Consider the following 26,204-nt stretch of genomic DNA (forward strand, 5'->3'; position numbering starts at 1 on the left):
GCTAGCCACGCGGAGGCGCCATTGGCCACGCCGCTGACCCTGCCCGGCATCTGCTGGCCCTTGCAAGCGAGCACGGGCCATCTTGCCGTCACCACCTCCCACATCACGGGCCACTTTCGCGCCGGCGCGGGCGAAGACGCCATCGTCCTGTGCGACCTGCTAGCCGCCGGAAAGTTTCGCAATGGCGCGGCTCGCCACTGGTGCCGCACGCACCAATGCTACTGGGGCACGCAGGCCGACCTGGCCGATCGGCAGGCAAGGCAGCAGATGCGTTGCCGCCGGCACGCCAGTCCCATGGGCTATGTGCTGTACCCGGCGCGCTTCGACCCCGGCTGCTTTCACGCCACTACCTTGCGCCTGGGGCCAGACGGCCTGCTGCAACTGCGCGCCCGGGCCGATGACGGCGGCGCCCTGCTGGCGCGCGACGCGGCCGCGCTGGCCATCGACTGCCGCGCCCTGCCCGGCCTGTTTCCTCCCGACGTCGTGCAGCTGAACATCACACCGCCCGCCGCGCGAGCCTACGCCGCTGCCTTGCAGGCCAGCACGCCGCTGGACTGCAGCGACTGCGCCCGCTGCGGCCATCCGCACCTGGACTTGGACAGCTTCGCGCTGGCGCCGCACCGGCGCCACAGTTGCGGCCAGTGCGGCCATGACGCCTCGCACAGCGCCACGCCCATCGTCTCGACGCCCCTGTGGCGCTTGCGTCTACGCATCACACAATGCTACTGACGGTGCGCCGCGCCACAGTCGGCCTGGTCGCTTGCGCGTAGACTGGCGCCATCACCACCACGAGGACGGTCCCATGCCACAAGCGCAACACCAGGATGAAGATGGCCAGCCAGGCGACGAAGGCGACTTGTCCGACCTGCTCAGCGAATTGCGCATCCTCTTGCCGGGCGCGCAGATGCTCACCGCCTTTCTCATCATCCTGCCCTTCAACGGCGGCTTTGCGAAGATCGTGCAAGCGGAAAAAATCGTCTTCTTGCTGACGTTTTTCCTTTCCATGATCAGCCTGGTACTGCTCAGCGCGCCAGCCATCCAGCACCGCATCATGCGTCCCCTGCAAGACCGCGAGCGCTTCAAGCGCGTGGCCGACCGCATCATGATCTGCGGCGCCTTTTCGCTGGCCTTGGCATTCATCCTCGGCACCAATCTGGTGATGTCGGAAGTGTTCGGCCACATCGCCGGCATCGTCGCCTGCGTGCTGATGGGTTCACTCATCATTTGCATGTGGTGGTGGCTGCCCTTGCACTTGAAGCGCGACAGGAAAATCTGATCATTTACTTTTGCAAGATAGTGATCTTGCCATCCGCTTCCAGGAACGCGCATTTCATGTCCGGCAACGGACAATCAGCCTCGCGTAGCGCCTGCTCGACATCGCCGCTGGCCACGCGGCATTTCTTTACCACGTCGTTGAAAATCACGCCATCGCGGCCCAGCAGCACGGGCGTGCCATCGACCAGCTCGGCAAGCTTGCGGCTGCGCGAAGTGATCCAGGCAATCAGCATGTTGAGACAGATCAAAGTCAAGGCCAGGATCAAGCCGCCGGAAATCGAATCGTCGCCGCCCGACAGCGAGTTCGATACCGCTTCACTCAGCAGCATGACGACCAGCAAGTCAAACGGCGTGAATTGCCCCACCGTGCGCTTGCCCGTCATGCGCACCATCAGCAGCAAGGCCAGGTAGACCATGACAGCGCGTGCCACCAATTCCCACGCAGGCAAATCCAGATCGAACATGGCAATCCTCCCGACAGGTGATTGCCATATTTATACGTCTATTTGCTCCGGCATGACCACACCGCTGGCCTGCTCCAGCAGGGTTACGCGGAAAATTCCCACCATCTGACGCAAATTTACCTTGTGATACAGGCGCTCTGCGGCGCGCCCCACGTGTTCTTCCTCGGCGACGGCGCTGAAGTATTGCTGCTGGACAATATCGAGCATGTCAGACCTTATGGGAATCAAGTTAAGCTAACTATGTCCACGACGAGCTTGACTTGCCCAGCCATTCTGTCTTCACTCCGCCACACCAATTTCGCCACAGCCCTGCAATCTTCGCCCGCCTGTGGCGGAATTCGGAGGATTCCGTGTTATCGTTAACAACAAGCGCAAGCGCTGTCATGTGCAGTGCAGCATATTTTTACCGCCTCCCGGCAAAACTTGCCCGAATCTCTTACAATATTGACTGTGGGCAGCTCTTCTGACCCGAAATGCCGGGGCTGCTACTCCGCCTTGCCTTTCTTCACTTCGCATCCGGTAGCGCATTGCTGCCACTGCGGCTGAGCCACAGCACGCTTCTTCACTCTGTCAATGCTTACCCAACTCACAAGAACATGCACGCCTCCGTAGATCCCCTGATTCCGCGCGTCACTGCGCCATTTGGCGCTGGCTATGCCGACCTGGCCCTGGCCATCGGCGGCCTCGCCATCGGCACGGGCGAATTCGCCTCCATGAGCATTTTGCCCGTCGTGGCCGACGACCTGGGCACGACCTTGCCGCAAATGAGCCACATGATCAGCGCCTACGCGCTGGGCGTGGTCATCGGCGCGCCATTAATCACCATCTTTCTGGCGCGCATGCCACGCCGTTTGATGCTGATCTGTCTGATGCTGATGTTTGCTGGCGGCAACTTGCTCAGCGCCATCGCCCCCAACTACGGCTTACTGGTGGTGGCCCGCTTCGTGGCCGGCATCCCCCATGGCGCCTACTTTGGCGTGGCAGCCCTGGTGGCCGCCGCCCTGGCCGCACCGGACAAACGGGGACAAGCTGTCGCCCGTGTCCTGATGGGCTTAACCGTAGCCAACATCTTCGGCGTGCCGCTGGCCACGTATATCGGCCAGACCCTGGGCTGGCGCGCGGCCTTCTTGCTGGTCGCCGCGCTGGGCTTGCTGACCATGCTGATGGTGCGCATCTTCGTGCCCATGGTCGCTGCCGGCGATGCGAGCCCGCGCCGCGAACTGGGCGTGTTCCGCCGCCTGCAAGTGTGGCTGACCCTGCTGATGGTGGCGATCGGCTTCGGCGGCATGTTCGCCGTCTATACGTTCATCACGCCCACCTTGCTGGAAATCACAAAAGTGTCGCCGCTGGTCATCGCCATCTTGCTGGCCATCATCGGTGTCGGCATGACCTTGGGTAACCTGATCGGCGGCTGGCTGGCCGACCGCTCGCGCCTGTGGACCATCTTTGGCGTGCTGCTATGGAATGTGGCCGCGCTGGCCGCGTTTACTTATACCAGCAGCAATGTCTGGCTGACGGCGATCAACCTGTTCGCCATCGGCGCCGGCATCGCCGTCGCCCCCGCCGTGCAAACGCGCCTGATGGACGTGGCCGGCGACGCGCAAACCGTGGCAGCCGCCCTCAACCACTCCGCCTTCAACATCGCCAACGCGCTGGGCGCCTGGGCCGGCGGCATCGCCATCGCCATGGGTATGGGCTTGCGCTCGACAGGTTGGGTCGGCGCCATGCTGGCCTGCGGCGGTATCGTCGTGCTGGGCATTTCCGTGCTGGTGGAAAACCGCAGCCGGAATGTGAGCGGCGCGCAGCCGGCTTGATGGTGTAAGCGAGCGGCGGCCTGCTCAGGCGGCCGCTCATGTGCGAGCAGCTAGTCTTCGATGGCAAAGGCCACCGCTGCCTCGCAATGAATCGCCATCGTATTAAATAGCGGCAAGTCGACATCGCCCTGCTGAATCAGCAGCGGTATCTCCGTGCAACCCAAAATCACGCCCTGCACGCCTTGCAGCCGCAGTTTCTCGATGATGCCAAGGAATATCTTCCGGCTGGCGTCGGTAAAGATATTCTGCACCAGTTCCGTGTAGATAATCTCGTGGAGAATTTCCTGGTCGGCCGCCTCGGGCGTCACCGTCGCGATGCCGCACTGTTCCAGTGCCTGGTGATAAAAGCTGCCCGCCATCGTTTGCTTGACGCCCAGCAAACCGACCTTGCGCACGGCCGACTGCTGCACGCGTTTCGCCGTTTCCTCGACGATGCTGATAAAAGGCAAGCCGATCCGCGGCACGACGGCCGGCGCGAAACGGTGCGCGCCATTCGCGCACAGCAAAAAAAAATCGGCGCCCATGCCTCGCAGGCGTTGCCCTTCCGCCACGAGGAATTGCTCGATCGCCTGCGAGCCAGGCTGCGCCGCGCGTGCGACGAAATCGGCCTGGTCGATGCTGACCAACATAATGCGCGCGCTATGCGACGGCCCGATGCGCGCGACCAGCATTTCATTGAGCAAGCGGTAGTATTCTAGGGTGGAAGCCCAGCCGATACCACCGATCAAACCTATTATCTTGTGTTGCACGTCTGTCCTAGCGAAAAGAATTGCACAATTTATACGTTGAGGTCAGTCAGGAGGATGTGGGACAGACTCATGCAACATCAATACTCTCGCCTTGGAGCGCGCGCCAAGCATAACGCACGGCAGAGGCATCGTCGGACTTCTTGACAGACTGTGCTCCGGACGCCAGGTTATCCTGTTCAAACTGGCGCAATTCCTGCAACAGCGTGTCCAGCTCCGTTTCACCGCAGCGGCGCACCAGCCCTTCCATGGAATACAGGCCATAGGCATCAACCAGCCGGTAAAAGCCATCCGTCATTGCCAGTAGTTGCGATTGCCTGTCCATGTCAAACGCATATTGCCTGGCCTTGAATTCCCCTTGTGGATACATGCACAGTATGCCCGGCGCCTCGTGCAAGTTCTGAAATGCGCGCCGCTCCCGCAACATCGGCAGCAAGGCTGCGAATACCTGCACCTTGTCTTCGATACCTTGCGCTTTTAACTGCGCAATGGCTGCCTTCAGAATGTCTTCCTGCGCATTCTCGTAGGGATCGATATCGCGCACGTCGCCGGCTGCGCTGGAGACAAACACCTTGCAATCGCCGAGAGCATATATCTGTACAGCGGCACCAGCGTCACCTTCGATAATACGTGCCCACGTCACGGCGGCAATGGGGTAGGCATACGCAGGAATATGCGCCAAATCAAGACGCGCCTGCACATCGTGCTGGAAACGCGCCAATGCCAACTTGATGCTGTCGTGCTGGCTCAATCCGGGCGCGACCACCTCTTTCAACAAGGCGGCAAAAGTCGACACGAACCAGGCGGCATCCCCCGCTAGCGTATTGAAATAATTCTTTTCGGACACTGAGCTTGCACCATCAAAAATCAGGATATCCACGATTCCCGCATTGTGTAGATAAACCGTTACCAGATCTTCATTACTCTTTGCTCCAGCTGCATCGGATACGTGGACAATTTTCATCAGTTTTATGGGTTCTTCTCTTAAAGATTATTGGTAAGGCCGGTATGGCCATTCCCTAGCCCGGCATGACATCATTGCCGGTTCGACGTCTCGCGGCTGTATTCGCGTTCGAACGCGGCCAGACTCTGCGCCTGCGCCCACAAGCTGGCGATATAGTGAAATTCATCCTCAAACGGCGGCTCGAAATCCGGCACATCCGTCGCGTACTCGCAATTGCGGCTCAGCATGACCAGCCAGTCGGGGTAGCCGAGGGCCGGATACAGGCGCGTCAGCTTGGCGTCGAGCGATTGCACGCTTTCCCGACCTGCCAGGTAGGCGGCGCGCAGTTCGACGATGTATTTGCCGGCAAGGAATTGCTCCTCCAGACGCGCGTCGCCACGATAGCGTCCGATGATGGCTTCGGCCAGCGGCAACACCTCGTCAATGCCCCGGGCGCTGGCCAGCAGCACGATATCGAGGTCGTCGCCTTCCTGATCGAGGCGCAAGCACTCCACGGCCCAGTCCACGCAGCGGTCCGCCCGGCCATCGCCATGGCGCAGCTGGAAGCATTCCAGCTCAAGTTCTGTCAATTTTTCCATTGTTATTCTTCCCAAGCGCGTCATGGACATATACGCGCCCGCCTCGCTGCTATAAACGGTGAATGGTGAACGGTGCTCGGCACCTGGAAGGATGATTGTTGCGACCCTATTATACGACAGGCAGCGAAAAGCCCGCGCAAGAGCTAACGCTGGAGCAGACCGGGAGCCTGCTTCGATATAGCAAGGAGCGAATGATTGATTATACTTCCGCCAGCGGGGCATTTAAGCAGAGCAAGGGGAAACAATGAATCAATTGGAAATATAAAACTCCAGGCGCATCAGGAAAATATTCTTTTAAAGAACATCAAAACAGGCCATGCGCGCGGCATGCCGAACATGGCCATCACACCGACTATTGCGGATTCGACGCCACGATGAACGGATCGAAAGTCAGCAACGTGTTTTTCGCCAGCAACAAGGTCATCGTATATTGCACATTGCTGCCTTTGGCATTGACGCGGCCACCCCATACGGTGTTGTCGTATTGCGGGTAGGGCGCCGGATTGATCATGCCGTTACTGATGGCAGTACCGCCGAAGCTGTGAATGGAAACCTGCTCGGCCGGATCCAGCGATGTCACGTTCCAGACGATGGTGTCGCCGTTCTGGCACGTCGTCACCAGTTCGTTACCGCCTTCGTTGCCGTTGCCCGAGTAGCCAGTCGTATCTACCATGAAGACATACTTGCTCAGATTTTTTTGTGCCACTGCCTGACCGACATTGACCGCTACCAGTACATTAATTACTGCCATGGTTTTACCCCTCTTTGGAATGGAATTAAACATTACAGCTATCCTTTGTGCGATGGAATAATGAAGATCCAGTCAGATTCCCGGCAGCGCTATCGGCGCAATCGGACAGCATAACCGGCGCATAAAAATACGCGAAATGTATCAATTAAAAATACGCAGAATATATCAATAAATCACCAAATCTATCGACAATATTTATGCGCCAGGCGATCAATGATATTTTTTGATCCCCATTACCGCAACCACAATGAGAGGATATTTTATTTATTTTTTCAAGTCAAATTATTTTTAATAATATTTAGAATCTATCCATTAATAACATTTAATTTTTAAATGAAATTTCTTTTATATTTAATATTGGAATTCCGTGTTTGATTTACCGCAAACAATAGAGGCATACCAAAGGAAACAGATGATGGGGAGAAAGAAAACAGGCGCCGGCAATGGGTGCCGCATGGCTCTACGGCAACTCAGGTCGCTTGCAGCATCTTTTGCAGCACCGTATCGAGCTCATAAAAATCCACGGGCTTGGTCAGGTGCAGGTCAAAGCCCGCATCGGACGCCATCTGGCGGTCCTTGTCCTGGCCCCAGCCCGTGACGGCCACGAGGATGGCGTGCCGCCCGCAGGGCTGGCTGCGTAACAATCTTGCCACGTCGTAGCCGTTCATATGCGGCAAGCCGATGTCGAGCAGGATCACTTGCGGCATGAAGCTGTGCGCTGCCGCCACGCCGGACGCGCCGTCGTAGGCCGTGCGCACTTCATAACCGAGGATGTCGAGCGCCAGCGCCAGGCTTTCGGCCGCGTCGGCGCTGTCGTCGATCACCAGCACGGTGCCCTCGCGCGTGCCGGCCAGCAGGCGGCGCTCCACGGGCGCGGGCGCTTGCAGCGGCACGACCGGCAGCGGCAAACGCAATTCGAAGGTGCTGCCCTGGCCCACGCCGTCGCTGTGTGCGCTAATGCTGCCGCCATGCAATTGGGCCAGGCCGCGCACCAGCGACAGGCCGATCCCCAGGCCGCCCTGGGCCCGCGACAGGGCCGGCTCCAGCTGCGAAAACAGGTCAAACACTTTGTCCAAGTGCTCGTGCGCGATGCCGATGCCCGAATCGCGCACGCTGATCAACACCTCCTCTTGCGTGCACGACACTTCCAGCCCGATGACGCCGTTGGCCGGCGTGTACTTGACGGCGTTGGTCAGCAGGTTGGCGATCATCTGCCCCAGGCGCGTGGCATCGGCGTCGAGCCAGATGGGCTGCTGCCAGTGCTCCACGAGCACCTTGTGGCCGGACTGCGCCGCCAGCTCGGCCACGCTATGCAGGGCCGCTTCCACCACGGGCGCCAGCTCCACGCTGGCGCGGCGCAATTCCAGGCGCCCCCGCGTGATGCGCGACACTTCCGTCAAGTCGTCGATCAGGTGCGTCATATGGCCCACCTGGCGACCCAGCACGTCACGGGCCCAGCGCAGCTGGGGGTCGTCCAGCTGGGCCAGGCGCAGCACTTCCAGCACATTGCGGATCGGCGCCAGCGGATTGCGCAGCTCGTGCGCCAGGGTCGCCAGGAATTCGTCCTTGCGCCGGTCGGCGGCCGCCAACTGCTCGTTGAGCACACCGGCTTCCTTGCGCGCCAGCTGCAGCTGCTGCTCGTATTTGCGTCGGTCGCTGGCGACAAAGGCGGCGATTTCGTCATAGCGCACGCCGTCATGCACACGCCGCACGGCATTGAACAGCATGGGGATGGATCGCCCCTGGCGCTGGCGCATGTCGAGCAAGATTTCCGACACGCTGCCCTGCACCTGCATCAGGGGCAGCCAGTGCGTCTGGTGAAACACGCGCCCGCCGATGGTCAGCAAGTCTTGCAGTTTCTTATTGCCGATCAATTCCCCTGCGCCATAGCCGAGCCAGCCGCAAAAGGTGGCGTTTGCCTGCACGATGGTGCCGTCGGCCGTACACAGCAGCAAACCGCAAGCCGCATGCTGGAACAAGGTATGAGTGTCAGGCAAGGAAGGCATCGTATCGCGCATTACAGATACAGGCCGTCAAGAAAGTGGCGGATGGCGCGGTAACTGGCATCAGGCACGCTCATATGCGGGCAATGGCCCACATTCTCGACCATCTGCAAGCTGCTGTGCGGCAACATTTCGCGCAAGTACTGCCCCACGGGTGGCGGCGCGATGAAGTCGTCGCTACATTGCACGATCAGGGCCGGCGTGCTGTTGCGCGGCAAGATGGCGCGGTGGTCGGATAAGAACGTGGCTTGTGCGAAATGCCGGGCAATGACGGGATCCGTGCGGCAAAAGCTGTTCACCAGGTCTTGTCCCAGCACCGGCTGCCCGGGCGCACCCATGATGGCCGGCGCCATGCTGGCGGACCAGCCCAGGTAATTGCTGTCCATGGCGGCCAGCAAGTCGTCGATATCGGCACGGCTGAAGCCACCCCGGTAGTCGGCCGCCTCGTCATCGATATAACAGGGCGACGGCGCCAGCATGACTTGCGCGGCGAACAGTTCCGGCTCGGCAATGGTCGCCAGCAAGGCGCTCATGGCGCTGACGGAATGGCTCACGCAAATCACGGGGCCGCCGCCGACGGCATGGATAACTTGCCGCAGATCGGCGCCATGCGCGTCAAGCCGCGCGTAGCTATCGAAATCATAGGCACCCAGGTCCGAAGCGCCGCTGCCGACCAGGTCGAACAGCACGGTACGGTAGTGGGGGCGAAACAATGGCTCCAAGTAACGCCACATGATTTGATCGCAGCCAAAGCCGTGCATGAACACCATGGTGGTTGCCGCGCCCGCCTGTGGCGCAGCGCTGTATTCGCTCACGCGGACATTGTTCCGATCTTCTATGCGCATGCCTTGAATATTTCCATGTGGAATGTAAATTAACTTGTTGCTAGCATCTTAGCATGCGCGATTTGGCCCTGGGCAACACCATTGGCGCTGGACAAATACCATGCCACGGCGGATAATGAGAACGATTCCCATTATCAAACTACCGGGCTTATGCCTGAATTTCCCTGTGCGCCCTGGTGGCGCACGCTGGCGGCAACAAGCCGGTTTCATGTTGAAGGTTTGTACCGCATGCGCGCTTTCTGGACTGTCATACACCGCTGGGCTGGCCTGACCATCGCCCTCTTCCTCATCGTCGCCGGCCTGACGGGCGCCGTCACCTCGTGGGATCACGAACTGGACGAATGGCTCAACGCCGATATCATGGACGCGCCGGGCCGCGGCCCCCTGCAAGCGCCGTTTGCGCTGGCGCACAAGGTAGCTGCGGCCGACCCGCGCGTGGAAGTCAATTACATGACCCTGGGCCTGGAAGAAGGCCATGCCGCCGCCTTCATGGTGCGTCCGCTCACCGACCCGAGCACAAACAAACCGTTCGTGCTCGACTACAACACCGTCTACATCGACCCCGTCACGGCGCACATCACGGGCACGCGCGATTCGACCGCCATTTCCCTGTCGCGCCGCAGCCTGATGCCGTTTTTGCGCCATCTGCACTACAGCCTGCACGTGCCCGCCTTCTGGGGCACGGATCGCTGGGGCTACTGGCTGATGGGGAGCGTAGCCCTGATCTGGCTACTCGACAGCATGGTGGCGTTCTATCTGACGACGCCGCGCCGTTTACGTGAACGGGCTGACGCGCCGCGCCACCGCGACGCCGCCAACTGGTGGCAGCGCTGGAAACCGTCGTGGGTGGTGCGCTGGGCGGCCGGCGGCTACAAGCTCAATTTCGATTTGCACCGCGCGGGCGGCCTGTGGGTGTGGGCCATCATCCTCGTCGTGGCGTTCACCTCGTTCTCGCTGAACCTGTACCGCGAAGTGTTCTATCCCGTGATGTCGCTGGTATCGACCACCACGCCGGGCCCATACGAAACGCAGACGCCGGCACCGTACGGCACGTATATCAAGCCTGTGATCGGCTTCGAGCAGGCCGTAGAGATCGCCAAAAAACAAGCCGTGCAGCGCGGCATCACGGCGCCCATCGGCGGCATTTATTATGGCGGCAATTATTCCTTCTACAACGTCTCTTTCTTCGACCCGGCCGATGAATTCGGCGCGGCCGGCATGGGCCTGTCGAACCTGTACGTCGATGGCATGGACGGCAGCATCATCGGTCAGCACAAGCCGTGGGAAGGCACGGCGGCCGACGTCTTCGTGCAACTGCAATTCCCCTTGCACTCGGGCCGCATCCTAGGCCTGCCGGGACGCATATTGATGTCCTTCATGGGTATCATGGTCGCCATGCTGTCGCTGACGGGCATCGTCATCTGGGAGCGCAAACGGCGTGCGCGCCGTCTGCAGGCGAAGAGCCATTGAAGTCACCTGAGGCAGCGTTTCCATAACGGCGCAGGCGGATTCACTCAGTCTGCGCGGCACACCTTGCCACCGGCCTGAGCACGCGCAACGCGCAACGAATAGCGGTCATCGCACCTCCACACTTTGCTACCCAATAGCCGGCACATGCCGGCTGTCTGCGCTGCGCGCTTTCCGTACGCGGCCCGGCCAACGCCATCAAATGCAGTTTACTTGCAATAGCATTGCGCGCAAGCTACTATTGCAACTCAATTGCATTTACATGTTCGCGCTGCGCCTGCGTCCAGCGCCAGCACCAGCACCACATTCCGCCTTTTTTAGAGAGTCCTATGCACTATCACGTATTCGCAGCTGCCATGCTGGCCACTGCTCCACTCGCTTACGCAACGGACGACATCACCCTGCAAACCATCAAAGTCCGCGCAGACCGGCCATCGACCATCGACAGCGTCGTTTTGGTCGAGAATGTGCAGGCCCAAAACAGAACGCTCGGCGGCATGCTCGAGCATGTCTCGGGCGTGCAAAGCAGCGCCTTCGGGCCGAATTCCGGCGCACCGGTGATACGCAGCCTGAGCGGAAGCCGGGTACAAATCCTGGAAGACGGCCAGTCCATCCTCGGCATGAATGCGCTCAGCGGTGACATCAACATCCCTTTCGATTCGCTCTTCGTGCACAGCGTGACCGTGAACAAATCGTCGGATAGCGTGCGTTTCGGCGGCAATGCGATTGGCGGCAGCGTCGACGTCGATTCCGGCATCATTTCCAGGAAAATGGAGGCCAGGGAAAAGGACCTGGAATTTATACTGCGCAAGGGCTTCAACGATGCCAACGCCCAGGGCTTGCGCATGAACTTCAACGATCAACAGCACTTCTCGACCAATCTGCAGATGTCATTCCAGAAAATCGGGCATTACGATATTCCGGGAAACAGCAAGGCCGGCGCTTGCAACAGCCAGCTGTTCCCCTTGCAGGGCGGCGTGAATACCTTTTTGGCCGACAGTTGCCAGAAAGAAGCGAGGATCCAACAGGTCTACAACAAGGCTTCGCAGCCCTTTATCGACCAGTTCATGACAGAAAATCCGGACTGGGCGGACGGTGATTTTTCCTTCTATACCAATAGCCCGACGTCCGTCTGGCAGCGCAAAACCTACGTCAATCCGGCCAACCCCGCTTACGTGCCGGGCACGCCATCGATGACCAAAAACAAGATCAACAAGGACGTGACCCCCGATTACCACGGCACCCTGGGCAACAGCTATGCCAGCAACTCCCACCTTGCCGTCGGCACGACCTACTTTTTTGATCGTGGCTACGTGGCCGTTAGTCTCGATTCCAAGGAAAGCGAGTATGGCATCCCTGGATTTTCCATGGAAAACAAGTCGTTCGGCGCGAATCATGACGAGGGGCTGCCCATCGGTGTGGTGATCAAGCAGGATAAATATGCGCTGGAAGCCAATCTGCTCGCCCCTGCGGCCTACGTTGAAAGCGTGCAATTGCGCGTTTCGCGCTTGAACAATGCGTCGGGAGAACGTCTTGGCTCCACCAGAGCGAATGACTACCGGTTTGACACCAATCAAGCCGAGATCCTGCTCGCGCATCGGCGCGCGGGGGCATTGAGCGGCTTGCTTGGTTTGAGCCATAAAGCCAGGGATATCGCCGGTACCGGGTCGCAACTTTACCTTCCCGATGCGAGCACAGCTAGCCGCGCGCTGTTCGTGAAGGAGAGCCTCGACTTCGACTGGGCCACCTTCGATGCCGGCTTTCGCCATGAAAAAGTGGACCACGAGATCCGCAAGAGCGGATTCAAGACGTCGAGAAATGCGAGCAATTCCAAACTCGAGGACAGGGCGTTCAGCCTGAACAGCTATAGCCTGGGCGCCTCGGCCAAATTTGGCCAGCTTTTCGGTGCAAAAATGCGCTATGCATCCTCGGAAAGAGCACCCGATGTCAATGAGTTGTATGCGAGCAATCGGCACTATTCGATCCTGGCCCAGGAAGAAGGAAACCAGAATTTGAAGGCCGAGCGCGCGAGGAATACCGAACTCACCGCCCTGTTCGGCAATCGCGGCTTTACCATGTCGGCAACCGGCTACGTCATGAAGTACGAGAACTATCTCTACCTTGGCCACTCGGGGATGCAGACGGCAAATCGCCTGCCATTGAAGTATTGGAAGCAGACCGATACGACGGTCAAGGGATTCGAGATCGACGTATCCCAGGTCATTCAGCTGGGCGGCTACGGCAAGCTGAACATCTCAGCATTTGCCGACTTGGTCAAGAACAAGGCGGACAATCCGGACAAGCTGCGCGCGCACAACGACGGCGAGTATCTGCCCAACATGCCAACCAATCGCTACGGCGCGAATCTGCTGTGGGAGAACAAGGGGTGGAAGGCCAGGGTTTCCAGCACCTATTACGACAAGCAGAAGTACCTGGGGAAAAGCGTCAGCGAGGAAGTGCCGCTCGATGGATACAACATGGTGAACTTCCAGGTGAGCCGCGAACTCCAGGTGCCAAATTCGCCGTTTGCAGGTATCGAAGTGTTCATCAGCGGCACCAACCTTCTTGATGACGATGCCAGGCCGCACAATTCCCCACTGAAGTACATTGCGCCATTGCCAGGCCGGGGCTTCCAGCTTGGATTGAGTGCCAGGCTTTAAGGCACGGTGTCACCCCGCTCGCGCTGCACCAGCGCCAGCAAGCTGTCGCCCCGGTTGCCATCGCAGCAGACGGCCACGCCATCCGTGAAGTCAGGCGCCGTCAAGCGCGTCAGGACGCTGCCGGGCGGCATTTCTAGCGCCAGCCGGGCACCCCGCTCCCACGCCAGGCGCGAGGTAGCGGTCCACTGCACGCGCTGCGCCATGTTGGCGGCCAGGCTGTCGCGGATGCGGGCCGGGTCGAACAGCGCGCGCGCCGCGCTGCTGCTCAGGTAGACGAGCGACGGGCGGCGCACGGCCACGCCGTCGAAGGCGGCGCGCAAGTCCAGCGCGGCGGCGTCCAGCAGCGGGCAGTGCGACGGCACGCTGATGGCCAGGCGCCGCGCCTTGCTGGCGCCGTGCGCCAGGGCCAGCGCCATCACCGCTTGCAGAGCGGGCTCGCTGCCGGCAATGGCAATCTGGCGCCGCGCATTCAGGTTGGCGATATACACAGGCGTTGCGGCGCCATGCACCTGGGCCAGCAATGGCTCCAGTTGCGCCTGATCAAGCCCGATGATGGCCGCCATGCCGTAGCCGACCGGGTACGCCTGTTCCATCAGTTGCCCGCGCCGCGCCACCAGACGCAGGGCATCCGCATAATCGAGCGCCCCGGCCACGACGGCCGCCGCATACTCGCCGATGGAAAAGCCGGCCACCATGTCGGGTGTCGCGCCGCGCGCGGCGAGCGAGCGCGCCATCGCCACGCCGGCGATCAGCAGACACAGTTGCACGGCCCCAGTCGAGGCCAGCGCACAAGCCGTGTCCAGTGCCAGCGGATCTTGGCCCAGCACGCCCGCCGCTTCAGCCAGGGCCGCCGCCACGGCCGCATCGTCCGGCAGCGCATGCAGCATGCCCGGATACTGGGCGCCCTGGCCCGGAAAGGTAAATACCACGCTCATACAAGCTCCCATGGCGCGGCCGTCAACACTGGGCCATGATCCGTCTTGAGCAGAATCTTCGCACGCCCCGCCGCCCACTCGGCATACGCAAAGCCGCCAATGCCCGTGTCGATCTGCAAGTCCAGACGGCACGCCGTGACACTTGCCGCAATGGCGCGCAGCGCGTCGGCCTGGGCGGCGTCCGGTGGCGCGGCGATGCGCAGCACGAGATCGAGGTCGCTGTCGGCGCGCAGCACGGGCAAGCCGCTGGCCAGCGCGAAGCCCACGCCGCCCGTCGGTCCCCAGGCCCAGCCTGTGGCGTCGAGCAAGGGCGCCACCTGCCGCAGCGCATCGAGCGCAGTACAGGAAACACCAGGCTCCGGCGCGCGCGCCAGCCGCGCCAACCGCGCCAACATTTCCGGCGTCACCCGGCGCAAGACGGCGGCTGCCTCCACTTCGCACGCATACCGCTCGCTGCGCAGCATGCCGCGCAAGCCCACGGGGATGCGTCCGGACACGCAGCTGGCGCGCCGCACCACCAGCGGCGCCGCCTGCAGCCAGGCCGCGTCAAGCCAGGCGGGCATGGGACTATCTTCCGGCAGACCGGACGCCCACAGCAAATCATGCGCGCGGAAATCCGGCATCAGGCCGCCACCGCCTTGACGGCAAAGAACGGCAAAGAGCTTCCCGGCGTACAGCCCAGGCCCGTATGAGACGTACCCACCTTGAGCGAATGGCATAACGCCAGCAGTGCGGTTCCCTCAATGATCATGATGTGTCTCCTGCATAGGAATGGAATGACTTGATGTCTACTCTATTGGTGCATCTGCTCCCTACCACTGCTGCCCTAGTATCTCCCTGACCCTGCCCGAGGCCCGGCGGTGCGGCGCACCCAGGCGGCTGGAAAGATCGTGCCCTGGGTCGGCGCGGATGTCGGCCAGCGCCGCCTGCAGGCTATCCTGCACCTGCGCCAGATCAAGCTCTGACGGCGCGTCCGGCTGCGCCACCTGCAAGGTTTGCCACAACAACCCCAGGGTGGCGTAGTTGCGGATGTCGTAGGCCATGGGCGCGATGGTCTCTGCCAGCGCTTCCAGTGCCTCCACCGTGCGCAAGGTGATGCGCGCCGCCGACGCCTTACCCATCGCGTGCACCATCACTTGCGGATCATCGAGCGCGATCAGGCGGTTGGCCTGGTAGCCGTGCGCAAGAAAGGCGCCCGACATGGCCTTGCCGACGATCAGGCCGATCACGGGATGGCCGGCCAGACGCGCCTCGGCATAGGCTCCCGCCGCGCCGGCCAGCGCCTGGTGGATGCCGTACGCTTCTTCGCGCCGGCCGTAGGCCTGGCTGGCCACGTCGATGACGGCGACGATGGGCCGTTTGACGGCCAACTCGTGGTCCTCCAAAACTACCTGCTGCACGGCGCGCGCCAGCCGCCACGCTTCGACCAGGCCGATTTCACCCGTGCGCGCCCGCACAAAACGGTTGTCCGGGTCGGGCAGCACGGCCAGGTAACGCGCCGGCTCGCCCGCCAGCGGCGCGTCCACCACGCGCACGGAAGCGGGATAGCCGTCCAGCGGTGCAGTGCTGTCGGTCAGGGCCGCCAGCCAGATGGCGCCTCGGCTGGTATCGGTGATGGCGTTCATGCTGCGACTCCTTTGCTGTAGCTGGCACGCACGGCGCCTGCCGTGGCTTGCGGGCCGGCGTCCACTTCCGCCAGGCGGGCCAGGAAGACGTCTGCCTGGCTGCTGCGGTGCTGCGCCGGCAGGCCGCGCCGGAACAATTCGGCCACGGTGGCGCGCATCTGCGCCGTATCGTCTGCCACATAGGCGTCGGCCAGGCCACTGTGAAAGCGCTGCTCGCCGCCCGTCAGGCTCCAGATGAACGGTTTGTTGCGCGAGTCGAATTCGTCCACGCCAGCCTCCTGCTCGATCACGGCCGGACCATTCAGGCCCAGGCGCGCCTCGCGCGTGACCACCAGGTAGCTGCACAGGCCAGCCGCGATCGACATGCCGCCGTAGCAGCCGACGGTGCCGGCCGTGATGCCGATGACAGGCTGGTAGCGGCGCAGGTCGACGATGGCCGCATGGATATCGGCAATCGCCGCGAGGCCCAGGTTGGCTTCCTGCAGGCGCACGCCGCCCGTTTCGAACACGATCACGGCGCGCGTCGGCACGCCCTGGCGGTTGTCGCGCGCCGCCAGTTCCAGCGCGCCGGCGATTTTTGCGCCGCCCACTTCGCCCATGCTGCCCCCCTGGTAGGCGCCTTCGATGGCCAGCACCACGGCCGGCTGGCCGTCGAACAATCCCTTGGCCACCACCACGCCGTCATCAAACTGCGCCGTCACGCCCTGTTGTGGCAGCCAGGGCGAAGCGATGCCGCAAAACGGATCGAGCAGTTCGCGCATGCTGCCCGCATCCAGCAAGGCCCGCGCCCGGCTGCGCGCCCCCCGTTCGATGAAACTGTCGCGCTCCAGCAGTTCTTGTAATGTGCTCACGCCGCCCTCCCCGCTTGTAATTCTTCGTAGGCTTGCTCGATGCGCATGCGCACCACGCCCGGCGTGGCGCCGCAATCGTTGATGACGATGCTGGCCGCCGGCAGCGGCTCGCCGCCGAATACGCGCTGCAGGAGCGCATCCCAGACAGCGCCCTTGCCGTCGACGGAGGTGTTGACCATGATGCGGGTCACGCCATCGTCGCCGGGCTGCAGCAGCACTTCCAGGTCGCCCGAACCGACCACGCCGGCCAGGGCGCGCCCTGCCGCCGGCTGCCCGGCCGGGAATGTATAGTCACGCGTTTCCATGCGTTTCTCCTTCTGTCAATCGATCCAGGAACAGGGTGGCCGCCAGCAGGTCCGCCGCGCCGCCCGGCGACACGCCGCGCGCCAGCGCCACCGCTTCCAGCGCCAGCAGCGCCTGCGACCCGGCGGCAGTGGCCGCGCCGCCGGCGGCCAGCACCTGGGCAGCCCCCGTTTGCAGCGCCTGCAGGGCCGCCTCGCCGCCGCGCGACAGCACGCAGGTATCGTCCAGCTGGCTGATAATCGCCAGCAAGGCATTCAGGCGCGCCGTCGTTTCATTGTCGCCGCGTGCCCGCGAGGCGTGCAGTTGAACCAGTCCCACACCGGTCACCAGGGGAAATCCGGCGCGGGCCTGGCCGCGCGCGCCTTCGACCCGATACCGGCGGCAGGCCAGCTCGCCCTTGTTGCCCGTCTCGCCAGGCGCGCTGCGATCGTGCAAACGCGCCAGCGCACCGGCCCGCGCCGCCACGGCTTTTGGCGCCAGCGACGCGCCGCGCGCGCCCTGTTGCGCCGCCGCCGTCACCAGCAGGCCCAGCGCCCAGATGGCGCCCCGGTGCGTGTTCACGCCGCCCGTGGCCGCCAGCATCAGCACCTCGCCATCGCGGCCGATGGCGCCAATGCGCTGGCGCAGGCCGTCGTCATCGTCGTCATCGTTACCGTCCCAACCCGCTTGCGCCATGGCGGCAAACACCGGCTGCAGCGCGCACGCGGAATGGCACATCAAGGCCCAGTTCAAGTCCGCGTGGGCGCCACGGCTGCGCAAATCGACCAGGCCCGGTTTCGGCGTCAGAGTCACTTCATCGAGCAGCGCCTGCAGCACTTGCCGCGCCAGCGCGGAGCAGCGCTGCCGCACCGGCATGGCGCTAGTCATCATCATCGTCGTCATCGTCATCGTCGTCACTACCAGCTCCTGAACTTGGCGGGGGGTTGATACAGGCCGTCGGACCATTCGACCAGGTCGGCGATGCTTTTCGCGGCTAGCAGCGAGCGGCTGGCGGCACCGCGCTGCACGCCGATATCCTCGGGCAGCGCGATCAAACCGTCGGCGCGCAATTTGGCCGTGGTTTTCGGGTCGTGGCGCAGGCCGATGGGCGTCACGCCGGCGACCGCCGCCAGCATGGCCTTGCGCTCGTCGAGCGAACGGGCCTTGTACAGATAGGCGATGCCCTCCTCCGTCAGCACGTGGGTGACGTCGTCGCCATAAATCATCACGGGCGCCAGCGGCATGCCGCTGGCCTGGCCCACGGCCACGGCATCGAGCGATTCGACAATCGTCGGCTGGCCGCCATCCTGGAACGTTTCGACCATTTGCACCACCAGCTTCTTGCCGCGCGCGAGAGGATCGTCCGTCTCGATCAGGTCCAGCCAGGCGGGTGTCGGGTGGCGCCGGCCGTGCGGATCGTGGCCCATGTTGGGCGCGCCGCCAAAGCCGGCCAGGCGGCCGTTCGTCACGGTCGAGGAATTGCCCAGGCCATCCATCTGCAGGGTGGCGCCGATGAACAGGTCGACCGCGTACTGGCCGGCCAGTTGGCACAGGGCGCGGTTCGAGCGCATCGAGCCATCCCTACCCGTGAAAAACACGTCGGGCCGCGCGGCCGCATAGCCTTCCATGCCCAGCTCCGCGCCGAAGCAATGCACGCTCTCGACCCAGCCAGTCTCGATGGCCGGTATCAGGGTCGGATGGGGATTGAGCACCCAGTTGCGGCAAATCTTGCCCTTCAAACCCAGTTGCTCGCCATACGTGGGCAAAATCAGCTCGATGGCGGCCGTATTGAAGCCGATGCCGTGATTGAGCGACTGCACCTGGTGTTTTTCATACACGCCGCGGATCGCCATCATGGCCATCAGCACGTGCACGGGCTTGATCACGCGCGGGTCGCGGGTAAATAATGGCTCAATGAAAAAGGGCTTGTCGGACTGCACCACGAAATCGATCCACGAGCCGGGCACGTCGACCCTGGGCAAGTCGCTGACATCATCGACGATCTGGTTCACCTGGGCGATGACGATGCCGTCGCGGAAAGCCGCCGATTCCACCAGCGTGGGCGTGTCTTCGGTGCTGGGGCCAGTGTACAGATTGCCCTGGCGGTCTGCCATGTAGCCGGCCACCATGACGACGTTCGGCGTCAGGTCGACGAACAGGCGCGCATACAGCTCGATATACGTATGGATGGCCCCCACTTCAAGCAAGCCATCCTGCAGGAACTGGGCGATGCGCAGGCTTTGCGTGCCGGCAAACGAAAAATCGAGCTTGCGGGCGATGCCCCGTTCGAACAGGTCCAGGTGTTCAGGCAGGCTGACGCTGGGCATGATCAAGTGCAGATGGTTGATCTTGTCAGGATTGACCTGGGTCAACATGCGGGCAAGGAAATCGGCCTGCTTCTGATTATTGCCTTCGAGAACAACGCGGTCGCCCGGCGCGAGCAAGGTTTCGAGCACGGCGACCATGTCGCCCTGTTGCAGCACGGGACCGTTCGCGTAATGGCGCACGGCGTCGAGGCGGCGGCGTTTCTCGGTGCGCCGCGTGTCCCATTGTTTCTGCCGCTGCGCTGGCGCTGCTGTGGCGGTTGACATCATGCCTCCGGATGAGCTATCGAAGCCTAACGATAGAACGAAAACGGCGCCGCGACAATCAAGCTGCTACCATATTCATTACTCTGAAGTGAATGAACTCACGATAATCACGGTGATCATGGCTATCAATGAAGAAATTACCCTGAAAAAGCTGGAAGTTTTTCTCAGCTTTATGGAATTGAACAAGCTGGCGAGGGTCGCCGATGCGTTGGGCCAAAGCACCGTCAGCGTGCACCGCGCCCTGCACTCGCTGGAAGACGGCTTGCGCTGCCCCCTGTTCAAGCGCGAGGGACGCAGCCTGATCCCGCTGCATGCGGCCTACACCTTTGCCGAATCGGCGCGGCGCGCGCTGGCCGAATGCGAGGAAGGCGTGCGCAAGGTGCGCGAAATGTCGGGCATCAACCCCGTGCGGCTGAAGATCGGTTCGCTATATTCCTTGACCTTGCACTGCATCCCGCAACTGGTAATCGCCCTGAAGCTGCGCCGGCCCGGTCTCGACATCGACCTGACCCTGGGCTCGAACCGCGAACTGCTGCAAAGCCTGGCTGACGGCCGCCTGGACGCCATCATCGTCGGCGTGCAGGAGGAAGAACGACATGCCGGACTGGTGGCGGTGCCGCTGTTCCAGGACGACGTCTACCTGGCCGCGCCGCTAGCCTCGCCCTATGCGGGGGCCGCATCGGTGGACTTGCGGCAACTGCGCGATGACAAATTCGTCACGCTCAACGAAGGCTTTGTCACCTCGCAAAGCTTCAACCATGCATTTGAACTGGCGGGATTCGTGCCCGACACAGCCATGCGCGTGGGCGATATCTTCTCACTGATCAACCTGGTCAGCGGCGGCCTCGGCTACAGCCTGCTGCCCGGCAGGGTGCGCGCCTTCAGCTCGCGCATCGAACTGCTGCCGCTGGACGCGCGCTACGGCTCGCACCAGCAAATCACCCTGCTGATGCTGAGCAGCCGCGAGCGCGACCCGAATTTGCTGGCGCTGGCGGCGGAGTGCAGGTTGTATGGGCGGGGCGAGCCGGCTTTACCCAAGACTTTGACTTGATATCTAAACGATGGAAAAGCAAACCAGGGCCCGAACCCTCAACCCGGGCTCCACGGGCCCAGCGGGCCTGAAAAATGCCCAGCGAATGGGCAGACCCTGGCGCGCGGGCGCAGACAGTACGAATGTACGGCAAGCCCAAGCAACGCAGCCATGGGTATTTTCTCAGACCCGCGATCCAGGCCCACACTTAAATAGCACTATCCCAAGGCGCCGACAACCTGACCGCGCAATTGATCAAGCCCACCATCGAGTAGGTCTGCGGAAAGTTGCCCCACATTTCGCCCGTCACGGGATGCGTGTCTTCCGACAGCAAACCCAGGTGGTTGCGCGCCAGCAGCATCGTTTCGAAGATCTTGCGCGCTTCATCCTTCCTGCCGATACGGGCCAGGGCGTCGATGCGCCAGAAGGTGCAGATATTGAAGGCTGTTTCCGGCTTGCCGAAGTCGTCGGGCGCCTCGTAGCGGCGCATGTAGGGGCCGTCACACAGCGACGCTTCCAGCGCATCGACGGTGGCGATGAAACGGGGGTCCATGGGGTCGATGAAATTGACTTCCGCCATCAGCAAGACGGAGGCGTCCAGGTCGCGCCCGCCCAGGCTTTCCGCGAATGCCTGGCGTTCCTCGCTCCACGCTTCGCGCAGCAGCCGTTCGCGGATCAGCACGGCGCGGCTGTTCCAGTGCTCGGCCCGGTCCGGCAAGCCCAGCTTATGCGCAACTTTCGCCAGGCGGTCGCAAGCGGCCCAGCTCATCAGCATGGACGAGGTGTGGACGCGCGCCCGCGTGCGCAACTCCCACATGCCCGCGTCCGGCTCCGCATGCAGCCGGAATGCCTGGTCACCCACGGCTTCCAGCGCGGCAAACTCGGCCTTGCCGGCCCGGTGGAACAAGCGGTGATCAAGAAAAGCTTGCGCCGCACCCAGGACGATGTTGCCGTACACATCGTGCTGGAAATGTTCCTGCGCCTGGTTCCCAACACGCACGGGGCCGTTGCCCCGGTAGCCGGGCAAGTGGGCTAGCGTGGATTCGGGCAACTGTTCTTCCAGGCCGATGCCGTACAGGGGCTGGATGTGGCCGCCCTTCGAGCGGGCCACGATATTCGTCAGCCAGCGCAAATACTCTTCCATCGTGCCCACTTCGGACAGGCTGTTCAGCGCGCGCACGACAAAGAACGCGTCGCGCAGCCAGCAATAGCGGTAATCCCAGTTGCGGCTGCTGCCCGGCGCTTCCGGGATGCTGGTGGTCATGGCGGCGATGATGGCGCCCGTGTCTTCATATAAAGACAGTTTTAAGGTGATGGCAGCGCGGATGACCACGTCCTGCCATTCCAGCGGCACGGCCAGGCGGCGCGTGTAGGTGCGCCAGTAATTGATGGTTTCCTTTTCAAAGATGCGCGCCGTCTCCTCAATGCCGCCGGCCAAGGTTTCATCGGGGCCCAGCAGGAAGTTGGCCGTGCCGCCCAGCACGAAATACGTTTCACTCAATACATAGTTGAGCGATACATCCGTGTTCAGGCGCAAGGTCTGCTCCGGTCCTACATAGCGGATGTGGTGGCTGCCCTGCGTGATCTGCGGCGCCAGCTTGCCCCAGTCATAGCGGGGACGCAGGCGCACCCGGATGCGCACGGCGTGGTCGAGCGGACGCACGCGGCGGATCAGCATCAGCGGGCGAAACATGCGGTCGCGGCTGAGGAATCGGGGCGCGAAATCCGTGATTTCCACGCCGCGCCCCTCGGTGTCATACAGGCGCGTGCGCAGCACGGCCGTGTTCGGCTCGTAACATTGCTCGCTGCGCGCAAAGTTTTCAATGTCGATGGCCCACACGCTGCCGTTTTCCGTCTCGTCGAGCAGGCGGTTGAAGACGGGATCGCCGTCGAAGCGGGGCAGGCACGACCAGACGACCTGGCCCGCCTGGTCGATCAGCGCGCTGAAGGCGCAATTGCCCACCACGCCGCAGTTCAGGGACGCTTGCGCGGAAGGCGGGCTGGCTTGCGGCGCATGGGCGCCGCTGGGGGTATCGTAAAGGGTCGTCATAGGCTACTCCTTGAAAGCGAATACGGACGCGGCCAGCAGCGTGGCGCGCAAGGCGCCCGGGCTGGCCAGGCGCAGGGTGGCGGCGCTGGGGCCGCTGCCCACTTTCACGCCCTGCCCGCCAACTTGTTGTACAAAGGCAAAGCCTGCCTCATCTGTGGTGTCGTCGCCCGCGAACACGGGCCGGCGCCCGGAAAACGGGGTTTCGCGCAGGAAGGCGGCGATGGCGCCTCCCTTGTCCGTGGCGGCCGGTTTGGCTTCCAGAACCATTTTGCCATGCAACAGCAACACCCCGGGGCACGCTTGCACAGCATCGCTCATTTCCTGCACGCACAGCTGCTCGAGTTCAGGCGCCAGCCGGTAATGCAGGGCTACGGCGCCCCGCTTCTGTTCCACCAGCAAACCGGGGTACATCGCCGCCAGTGCCCGGGCGCGGGCCAGCGCGGGCGACACGTCAGGCGTAGCCGCCACATGCAGCGCGCCATCGGCGCCGCGCCGCTCCACGCCATGCACGCCCGCCACCGGCAAGACCAAGGGCGCCAGCATGGCATCGATCTGCGCCACGGGACGCCCGGAAATGAGGGCCAGCGCGCCGCCATGGCGCTCGGACAGCAGCGCCAGCGCTTCGACCATGCCCGGCTCCAGGCGCACGCCATCGGGCGTGGGTGCCAGGTCGACCAGGGTGCCGTCGAAGTCGAGGAAGACGGCGCTGCCGGGCATGCTCAGCAGCTGCAACAGGGCTGCGCTATCGTCAGACATCTCCATCATCAAATTCCCTTGCGCCGCTTGATGCGGCTGTGGGCGTCGATCTTGGTCATGACCTTGTCGCGCTGGCGCAAGCGGGCCGCGTCCAGCAGCATGCGCCCGGCCCAGCGGTAGACATTGAAATGTTTCACACGTGCCCGCATGCTCTTCATGCGCTCGCGCTGTTCCACGGGCGGCATCACCAAGCCACGGTACAGCGCATCGGCACCCTGCTCGATGTGGTAAGGATTGATGATCAGCGCTTCATGTAGTTCCCGCGCGGCGCCCGTGAATTGACTTAGAACAAGTACACCCATCTCGTCGTCGCGCGCGGCAATGAATTCCTTGGCCACCAAGTTCATGCCGTCATGCAAGCTCGTCACCATGCACACCTCGGAAGCGCGGAAATAGCGCTGCAAGTCGTCCTGTCCATGGTGCTCGGCCTTCAGCAGGATGGGCACGTAATCGCCGCCGCCGAAGCGGCGGTTGATGCGCTCGACCATCTTGCGCACGCGCGCATCGAAACTTTGATATTCATCGAGTGAAGCGCGGCTGGGGGCGGCGATTTGCACAAACGTAAAATTGCCTACCATGCCGGGCTGCTGTTCCAGCATGCGCTCGACGGCCTGGAAGCGTTCGACGATGCCTTTCGTGTAATCGAGGCGGTCCACGCCGATGCCCAGCAAGTGGCCGGGTGCCACGCCCAGTTCGGCACGGATTTGCGCACGGCAAGTGGCCACGTCCGGCTGGTCGGGATTGTCGTCCGGCCAGGCGATGGAAATCGGATAATCCTCCACCTGCGTCATCTCGCCGCCATAGGAAATGGTCGACGCTTCCGGCTCAATGCGGGTTTCCAGGTAGCGATCCACCGTTTCCAGGAAATTCTTGCGGTGGAATGGCGTGTGGAAGCCAAGAATCGTGCTGCCCAGCAAGCCGTCGAGGATTTCCTCGCGCCAGGGGCAAATGCCGAACGATTCAGAGTTTGGCCAGGGAATATGCCAGAAAGTGATGATGGTCGCCTTCGGCAAGGCTTCGCGCACCATGCGCGGCAGCAAGGCGAAGTGATAATCCTGTACCAGCACGACGGGATTGTCCGTCTTCGCCTCGGCAATCACGGCTTCGGCGAAGCGGCGGTTGACCTTGACGTACTGCTCCCAGTCGGACGAGCGAAACACGGGGCGCACGTGGGCGATATGGCACAGCGGCCACATGCCTTCGTTAGCAAAACCATAGTAATAGCCCTGCTCTTCCTCTTCCGTCAGCCACACGCGGCGCAAGGTATAGCTGGGATTGTCGGGCGGCACGGGCACGTGGTCGAATTTATCCACCGTCTCGCGGTCGGCGGAACCGGCGCCATGCGCGATCCAGGTGCCGGAACAGGCGCGCATCACCGCTTCCACGGCCGTTACCAGGCCGCTGGCCGGGCGCTGCACCGCTATCCCATCTTCGGTTTTGGTGTGGATATACGGTTCGCGGTTCGATACCACCAGTACCTGGTCGCCTTGCAAGTCCGCTTCCAGCAAGGCGCGCAGCTTGTCCGGCGTCCAGTCGGACGACCAGCCGTTATCGCCCTGGCGTTCCAGATGGTATTCCTGCAGCAATTCGCGCAAGTCGCCGATCAGCGGCTGCATTTCCGGCGGCGGCGCGGGCGCGGCGGCGGGCGCCGTGGCGGCGGCCACTGCGCCATTACTTTTCGGCAGCAACTCGCCCCGCAAGATATCCTTCACAGCCGACAGCCAGCCGCGCCAGCTCAGGTGGGCCACGAAGACGGTCATCATGGAAATCAGCACGGCCAGCACGGCCAGGAAGGCAAAGATGAAACGCTTGGTATCGGTATTGCGGCGCTCGACAAAGCTCATGTCCTGCACCAGTACCAGGCGTCCCAGCTGGGACGCATCCTGCATGACAGGCGTTTCGCTGATGTGGACTTGCCCTTGCGGCAATTGCGCCAGGGATTTGTACAGGCCGCCCGTGGGCGGCGTGCTCCAACAGCCGATAGAGGCCGGGTATTGCGCGGACTGGTAGACGAGGTGGCCCGCATTGTCGCAAAAGCCGATGGCGATCAGGCGTTCGTCGCGCGTGGCGCCCTGGAACAGTTCGCCGATGCGGCTGGCATCTTGCGCGGGCAGGTATTCGATGAGCGATGGTCGGAGGGTTCCGGCGAGCAATTCTGCGCGGCTGTCGAGGTCGCGCACATACCAGCGCAGGGTGATATTGTCGAGCAGGGGTACCACAATATATGCAAACAGTCCCAGCACCAGGGCCAGCGGCAGGATAAAGCGCAAGGACATTCGGAGTGATCGTACTATCATCGTTTTCCTTTGCAAAAACAAAAAGCATGGCAAGTATGACTATGTTTTCCATGCGGCGACGCGCGTTTGCTTTCCGTAGTGAAACGTCAACGTGGCATGGCGCAGCGCAGCAATTTCTGCCAGTATCCACCTGGAGGCAGGTCTTATCCGTTCGGCAACGCACGCCCCCGCGACGTCATCTGCCCGTAAAATAGCCGCTTCCGATCTCCATCTCACCCAT

At 62.3% G+C, this 26,204-nt stretch carries 25 protein-coding genes; 6 read left to right on the plus strand and 19 right to left on the minus strand.

Going from position 1 to position 26,204, the window contains the following annotated elements; genetic code table 11:
* The first annotated feature begins 21 nt into the window (after nucleotides 1–21).
* The gene (locus ACQ4W7_RS11365; RefSeq protein WP_436530517.1) at nucleotides 22–729 is read left to right on the plus strand and encodes a hypothetical protein; all 708 of its coding nucleotides are present in this window, start codon (nucleotides 22–24) and stop codon (nucleotides 727–729) included.
* 73 nt (nucleotides 730–802) lie between these two features.
* Nucleotides 803–1,276, plus strand: coding sequence for a DUF6328 family protein (locus ACQ4W7_RS11370; RefSeq protein WP_436530519.1), 474 nt, complete (start codon nucleotides 803–805; stop codon nucleotides 1,274–1,276).
* 4 nt (nucleotides 1,277–1,280) lie between these two features.
* On the opposite strand, the gene ACQ4W7_RS11375 is transcribed toward ACQ4W7_RS11370, so the two are convergent.
* Both ACQ4W7_RS11375 and ACQ4W7_RS11380 read right to left on the minus strand, forming a co-directional pair.
* Complete coding sequence (locus ACQ4W7_RS11375; RefSeq protein WP_426070916.1) at nucleotides 1,281–1,739, minus strand: DUF421 domain-containing protein; 459 nt, start codon at nucleotides 1,737–1,739, stop codon at nucleotides 1,281–1,283.
* A 30-nt stretch (nucleotides 1,740–1,769) separates the two neighbouring features.
* Nucleotides 1,770–1,946: a hypothetical protein gene (locus ACQ4W7_RS11380; RefSeq protein ID WP_436530661.1), complete on the minus strand. Its 177-nt coding sequence runs from the start codon at nucleotides 1,944–1,946 to the stop codon at nucleotides 1,770–1,772.
* A 389-nt stretch (nucleotides 1,947–2,335) separates the two neighbouring features.
* Here ACQ4W7_RS11380 and ACQ4W7_RS11385 point away from each other — a divergent pair, with 389 nt between their 5' ends.
* Nucleotides 2,336–3,553 carry an MFS transporter gene (locus ACQ4W7_RS11385; protein ID WP_436530521.1) on the plus strand — a complete coding sequence of 406 codons (1,218 nt, stop codon included), beginning with the start codon at nucleotides 2,336–2,338 and terminating at the stop codon, nucleotides 3,551–3,553.
* A 50-nt stretch (nucleotides 3,554–3,603) separates the two neighbouring features.
* Here ACQ4W7_RS11385 and ACQ4W7_RS11390 read toward each other — a convergent pair whose 3' ends face one another.
* The 6 genes from ACQ4W7_RS11390 to ACQ4W7_RS11415 form a co-directional block, all read right to left on the minus strand.
* Entirely contained in the window at nucleotides 3,604–4,302 is a 699-nt protein-coding gene (locus ACQ4W7_RS11390) for an aspartate/glutamate racemase family protein (protein WP_436530523.1), read from the minus strand.
* A gap of 67 nt (nucleotides 4,303–4,369) precedes the next feature.
* The gene (locus tag ACQ4W7_RS11395; protein WP_436530525.1) at nucleotides 4,370–5,263 is read right to left on the minus strand and encodes a hypothetical protein; all 894 of its coding nucleotides are present in this window, start codon (nucleotides 5,261–5,263) and stop codon (nucleotides 4,370–4,372) included.
* Nucleotides 5,264–5,334: 71 nt separating this feature from the next.
* Nucleotides 5,335–5,841 carry a hypothetical protein gene (locus ACQ4W7_RS11400; RefSeq protein WP_436530527.1) on the minus strand — a complete coding sequence of 169 codons (507 nt, stop codon included), beginning with the start codon at nucleotides 5,839–5,841 and terminating at the stop codon, nucleotides 5,335–5,337.
* A 352-nt stretch (nucleotides 5,842–6,193) separates the two neighbouring features.
* Nucleotides 6,194–6,625, minus strand: coding sequence for a DUF8788 domain-containing protein (locus ACQ4W7_RS11405; RefSeq protein ID WP_426070911.1), 432 nt, complete (start codon nucleotides 6,623–6,625; stop codon nucleotides 6,194–6,196).
* Nucleotides 6,626–7,062: 437 nt separating this feature from the next.
* Nucleotides 7,063–8,598, minus strand: a complete 1,536-nt coding sequence (locus tag ACQ4W7_RS11410; RefSeq protein ID WP_436530530.1) for a hybrid sensor histidine kinase/response regulator — start codon at nucleotides 8,596–8,598, stop codon at nucleotides 7,063–7,065.
* 11 nt (nucleotides 8,599–8,609) lie between these two features.
* Complete coding sequence (locus ACQ4W7_RS11415; RefSeq protein WP_436530532.1) at nucleotides 8,610–9,440, minus strand: alpha/beta fold hydrolase; 831 nt, start codon at nucleotides 9,438–9,440, stop codon at nucleotides 8,610–8,612.
* A 228-nt stretch (nucleotides 9,441–9,668) separates the two neighbouring features.
* Here ACQ4W7_RS11415 and ACQ4W7_RS11420 point away from each other — a divergent pair, with 228 nt between their 5' ends.
* Nucleotides 9,669–10,910: a PepSY-associated TM helix domain-containing protein gene (locus ACQ4W7_RS11420; protein WP_436530533.1), complete on the plus strand. Its 1,242-nt coding sequence runs from the start codon at nucleotides 9,669–9,671 to the stop codon at nucleotides 10,908–10,910.
* 326 nt (nucleotides 10,911–11,236) lie between these two features.
* On the plus strand, nucleotides 11,237–13,567 hold the full coding sequence (locus ACQ4W7_RS11425) for a TonB-dependent receptor (protein ID WP_436530535.1): 2,331 nt from the start codon (nucleotides 11,237–11,239) through the stop codon (nucleotides 13,565–13,567).
* Here the strand turns inward: ACQ4W7_RS11425 and mdcH are convergent.
* From mdcH to mdcA, 8 genes are all read right to left on the minus strand, one after another.
* The gene (mdcH, locus tag ACQ4W7_RS11430; RefSeq protein ID WP_436530537.1) at nucleotides 13,564–14,502 is read right to left on the minus strand and encodes a malonate decarboxylase subunit epsilon; all 939 of its coding nucleotides are present in this window, start codon (nucleotides 14,500–14,502) and stop codon (nucleotides 13,564–13,566) included. The two genes, ACQ4W7_RS11425 and mdcH, sit on opposite strands and share 4 nt — an antisense overlap.
* On the minus strand, nucleotides 14,499–15,125 hold the full coding sequence (locus ACQ4W7_RS11435; protein WP_426070905.1) for a malonate decarboxylase holo-ACP synthase: 627 nt from the start codon (nucleotides 15,123–15,125) through the stop codon (nucleotides 14,499–14,501). The genes mdcH and ACQ4W7_RS11435 overlap by 4 nt, the downstream gene beginning before the upstream one ends.
* Entirely contained in the window at nucleotides 15,125–15,253 is a 129-nt protein-coding gene (locus tag ACQ4W7_RS11440; protein WP_436530539.1) for a hypothetical protein, read from the minus strand. The genes ACQ4W7_RS11435 and ACQ4W7_RS11440 overlap by 1 nt, the downstream gene beginning before the upstream one ends.
* Nucleotides 15,254–15,314: 61 nt before the next feature.
* Nucleotides 15,315–16,127: a biotin-independent malonate decarboxylase subunit gamma gene (gene mdcE, locus ACQ4W7_RS11445; RefSeq protein WP_436530541.1), complete on the minus strand. Its 813-nt coding sequence runs from the start codon at nucleotides 16,125–16,127 to the stop codon at nucleotides 15,315–15,317.
* Entirely contained in the window at nucleotides 16,124–16,978 is an 855-nt protein-coding gene (locus tag ACQ4W7_RS11450; protein WP_426070902.1) for a biotin-independent malonate decarboxylase subunit beta, read from the minus strand. Before ACQ4W7_RS11450 ends, mdcE begins: the two co-directional genes overlap by 4 nt.
* Entirely contained in the window at nucleotides 16,975–17,283 is a 309-nt protein-coding gene (locus ACQ4W7_RS11455) for a malonate decarboxylase subunit delta (protein ID WP_426070901.1), read from the minus strand. Before ACQ4W7_RS11455 ends, ACQ4W7_RS11450 begins: the two co-directional genes overlap by 4 nt.
* On the minus strand, nucleotides 17,270–18,169 hold the full coding sequence (locus tag ACQ4W7_RS11460) for a triphosphoribosyl-dephospho-CoA synthase (protein ID WP_426071360.1): 900 nt from the start codon (nucleotides 18,167–18,169) through the stop codon (nucleotides 17,270–17,272). The genes ACQ4W7_RS11455 and ACQ4W7_RS11460 overlap by 14 nt, the downstream gene beginning before the upstream one ends.
* An 8-nt stretch (nucleotides 18,170–18,177) precedes the next feature.
* On the minus strand, nucleotides 18,178–19,854 hold the full coding sequence (gene mdcA / locus ACQ4W7_RS11465; RefSeq protein ID WP_436530544.1) for a malonate decarboxylase subunit alpha: 1,677 nt from the start codon (nucleotides 19,852–19,854) through the stop codon (nucleotides 18,178–18,180).
* A gap of 115 nt (nucleotides 19,855–19,969) precedes the next feature.
* On the opposite strand from mdcA, the gene ACQ4W7_RS11470 reads away from it, so the two are divergent.
* The gene (locus ACQ4W7_RS11470) at nucleotides 19,970–20,902 is read left to right on the plus strand and encodes a LysR family transcriptional regulator (RefSeq protein ID WP_426070899.1); all 933 of its coding nucleotides are present in this window, start codon (nucleotides 19,970–19,972) and stop codon (nucleotides 20,900–20,902) included.
* A 187-nt stretch (nucleotides 20,903–21,089) separates the two neighbouring features.
* Here ACQ4W7_RS11470 and ACQ4W7_RS11475 read toward each other — a convergent pair whose 3' ends face one another.
* Genes ACQ4W7_RS11475 through ACQ4W7_RS11485 form a run of 3 tightly spaced genes read right to left on the minus strand, consistent with a single transcriptional unit; the run spans nucleotide 21,090 to nucleotide 25,963 of the window.
* The gene (locus ACQ4W7_RS11475) at nucleotides 21,090–22,931 is read right to left on the minus strand and encodes a glycoside hydrolase family 15 protein (RefSeq protein ID WP_426070898.1); all 1,842 of its coding nucleotides are present in this window, start codon (nucleotides 22,929–22,931) and stop codon (nucleotides 21,090–21,092) included.
* Nucleotides 22,932–22,934: 3 nt separating this feature from the next.
* Nucleotides 22,935–23,696, minus strand: coding sequence for a trehalose-phosphatase (gene otsB, locus ACQ4W7_RS11480; protein WP_426070897.1), 762 nt, complete (start codon nucleotides 23,694–23,696; stop codon nucleotides 22,935–22,937).
* Entirely contained in the window at nucleotides 23,696–25,963 is a 2,268-nt protein-coding gene (locus tag ACQ4W7_RS11485; RefSeq protein ID WP_426070896.1) for an alpha,alpha-trehalose-phosphate synthase (UDP-forming), read from the minus strand. Before ACQ4W7_RS11485 ends, otsB begins: the two co-directional genes overlap by 1 nt.
* Nucleotides 25,964–26,204: the final 241 nt, after the last annotated feature.

The sequence above is a fragment of the Janthinobacterium algoris genome, assembly GCF_051380935.1.
Lineage (GTDB): Bacteria > Pseudomonadota > Gammaproteobacteria > Burkholderiales > Burkholderiaceae_D > Janthinobacterium.